The organism is Streptomyces sp. NPDC058964, from assembly GCF_042741275.1.
Lineage (GTDB): Bacteria > Actinomycetota > Actinomycetes > Streptomycetales > Streptomycetaceae > Streptomyces.
On the sequence record NZ_JBHYKH010000811.1, the window covers coordinates 1 to 2,562 of the forward strand.

2 protein-coding genes and 1 pseudogene are annotated in these 2,562 nt (G+C 76.1%); 1 reads left to right on the forward strand and 2 read right to left on the reverse strand.

Annotation, left to right across the window (positions count from 1 at the left end; all coding sequences use genetic code 11):
• Nucleotides 1–209, forward strand: a pseudogene (locus tag ACFW2E_RS45055) (inositol phosphorylceramide synthase); the annotation flags it as partial.
• A gap of 3 nt (nt 210–212) precedes the next feature.
• Here the strand turns inward: ACFW2E_RS45055 and ACFW2E_RS45060 are convergent.
• Complete coding sequence (locus ACFW2E_RS45060; protein ID WP_384477475.1) at nt 213–1,250, reverse strand: TolB family protein; 1,038 nt, start codon at nt 1,248–1,250, stop codon at nt 213–215.
• Nucleotides 1,247–2,551: an MFS transporter gene (locus tag ACFW2E_RS45065; protein ID WP_384477478.1), complete on the reverse strand. Its 1,305-nt coding sequence runs from the start codon at nt 2,549–2,551 to the stop codon at nt 1,247–1,249. Before ACFW2E_RS45065 ends, ACFW2E_RS45060 begins: the two co-directional genes overlap by 4 nt.
• Nucleotides 2,552–2,562 lie beyond the last annotated feature (11 nt).

Consider the following 2,562-nt stretch of genomic DNA (forward strand, 5'->3'; position numbering starts at 1 on the left):
GGGGCGCGCGGGGGGGGGGTCACCGCCCGCCGCGCTGGGGCGCGCCGCTGGTCGGCCGCCGGGCGGCCCCACACCCCCTGGGTTGTGCGCCACCCCTGCTCGTTCTCTCGATGGTCTCGGTGATCCACGGCTATGTGCGGACCACCAGACTGTGGGAACCGGCGGCCGTACCGGCGCTGCGACCGGAACCCCAGCCCGAACCGGCCTGAACCTCATGGGGCGGGACGCGGCTGTCCCAGGTACGCGGGGGAAACCGCCGCCGGGCTGATCCGCCGCGCCCGCCCCGTCCCGTCCGCCGGGACCTGGTACAGGTCCGCCCCGTAGTCGCCCGGCAGGGCGTACACGATCGTGTGCGCGTCCCGCCACACCGCCTGGTCGTCCACGCTCCTCGGCTCGGCCAGCGGTGTCTCGCGCAGGGTGCGCAGGTCGAGGACGTACAGATGCCACGGGGCGTCCCTGGAGAGGCCCGCCACCCGCTTCTTGTAGGCGACCCGTGTGCCGTCGGGGGAGAGCGACGGGCATTCGACGTTGGCGTGGAGCGTGGTGACCGTCCGGGAGAGCAGATCACCGCGGACGAGATACGTCCTGCCCTGCGTCGCCAGCGTCGCGTAGAAGGTGCGGTCGTCCGCCGCGAACGTCACGCCCCAGAAGTTCACGTCCGCCGCCCGGTAGGTATGGCCGTCCTTGACGATCCGGAAGGCCTCCAGCGTGGGGGTCAGCCGACCCGTGCGGGTGTCCGCGATCGCCGTGCGGGTCGAGAAGTCCGTGCCCGCGTACGAGTCGCCGCCGACGAACGCCGTCCAGGCGGCGAAGTGGCCGGTGGGGGAGACACGGGCGCGGGAGGGGATGCCGGGGACGTCGTAGCGCGCGGTCGTCCGCAGGTGCGCGTCCAGGATCAGCGCCCGGTAGGTGTCCGAGACCGGGCCGTGCACCGCCTGGAGGCACACGCCCGTGCCCGAGGCGGCGTAGAAGCGCAGGCACTTGACGCCCGAGGCGGTGCGCGGGCCCGCCGGGTCGGACGCCGGGACCGTGGTCAGCTCGTCGCGGTGCGGGCCCCACGCCATGTTGCGGAACACCATGCGGCCGGACGCCCTCAGGGTCACCTCGCCCGGCGTGACCTCCGGCCCGCCGGCCCGGGTGTGGGCACGGCGGTCCGCCCGCGCCGACGCGTGCAGCACGGAGGCCAGCGCCACCGCCGCGAGGACGGCGACGGCCGGCAGCAGGACCAGGACACGGGACCGGACACTCATGAGGCGTGCTCCTGGGACGGACGGAGGGCGGCCGGACGGAGGCTGGCCGGGCGGAGCGCGACGGAGAGCGCCGCGCACCCCGCCAGGGCGGCCGTGGCCACCGCGAGGGCCGTACGGTCGCCCCACAGCGTCCACGCCGCGCCGAACAGCAGCGAGCAGGCGAAACGGGCCGTGGACTGCCCGGTCTGCACGACGGCCAGACCGGACGAGCGCAGCTCCTCGGGCACGCCCTCCGACGCCGCCGCCATCAGTACGCCGTCGGTGGCCGCGTAGAAGCCGCCGTGCAGGGCGAGGACCGCGCAGGGCAGCGCGGTGCCGTGCCAGGACGTGAGCAGAAGGGTGTACGCCAGCAGCAGGGAGCCGTGGCCCGCCAGGAAGACGCGCCAGCGGCCCACCCGGTCCGCCAGCCGGCCCAGCGGCACCGCCAGGAGCAGGAACGCGGCCGCCGTGCCCAGCGGCAGCAGGGCGAACCAGCGGTCGGGGACGCCCAGCCGGCGCTGCAGCAGGAGGTAGACGAAGGAGTCGCTCACCGTGGCGAGGCCCAGAAGCAGGGCGCACACCGTGACGCGGCGCAGGTCCCGGCGGCGCAGCAGGGCCAGGGCCGCGCGCACCGTGGGGCGCGCGGCGTCCGCGGGCCCGCGGACCCGGCCGCCCGGCACGAACAGCACCAGCACCAGCACGCCGGACACGGCCACACAGAAGCTCACCGTGAACACCGCGTCGTAGCCGTCCACCGTCGCCCGCAGGATCAGGAAGGCGGCCGGCGGACCGAACAGCGCACCCGCCGTGTCCATCGCGCGGTGCACCCCGAAGGCACGGCCGCGGGCCTCCGGTGTGCTGGAGAGGGAGATCAGCGCGTCGCGCGGGGCCGTGCGCAGGCCCTTGCCGGTGCGGTCGGCGGCCAGGACCAGGCCGATCGGCGCCAGGGAGTGCGCCATGAGCAGCAAGGGCTTGCACAGCGCGGAGATGCCGTAGCCGGCCCCCGCCACCCACTTGTGGCGGCCGCCGCCGCGGTCGGCGAGATGGCCCCCCGCCAGCCGGACCAGCGCCGAGAAGCCGTTGTGGATGCCGTCCAGCAGGCCGAAGCCCAGCGGCGACAGGCCGAGCCCCGTGACCAGGTACAGCGGCAGCACCGCCGTGACCATCTCCGACGAGACGTCGGTGACCAGACTGACCGTGCCCAGCGCGAGCACCGTGGGAGCGACCGCGGCGCGGGGGGGGGCCGCGGCGGGGCGGGCGGGGCCGCCCCCCCCCCCCCCCGCCCCCCGCCCGGGGGGGCGGGGCGGGCGGCGAGCGCCCACACACCCACCCC

What these genes read in the sequence shown, in the direction of transcription:
- ACFW2E_RS45060 (WP_384477475.1), bottom strand. Translation starts at nt 1,250, where the DNA reads ATGAGTGTCCGGTCCCGTGTCCTGGTCCTGCTGCCGGCCGTCGCCGTC.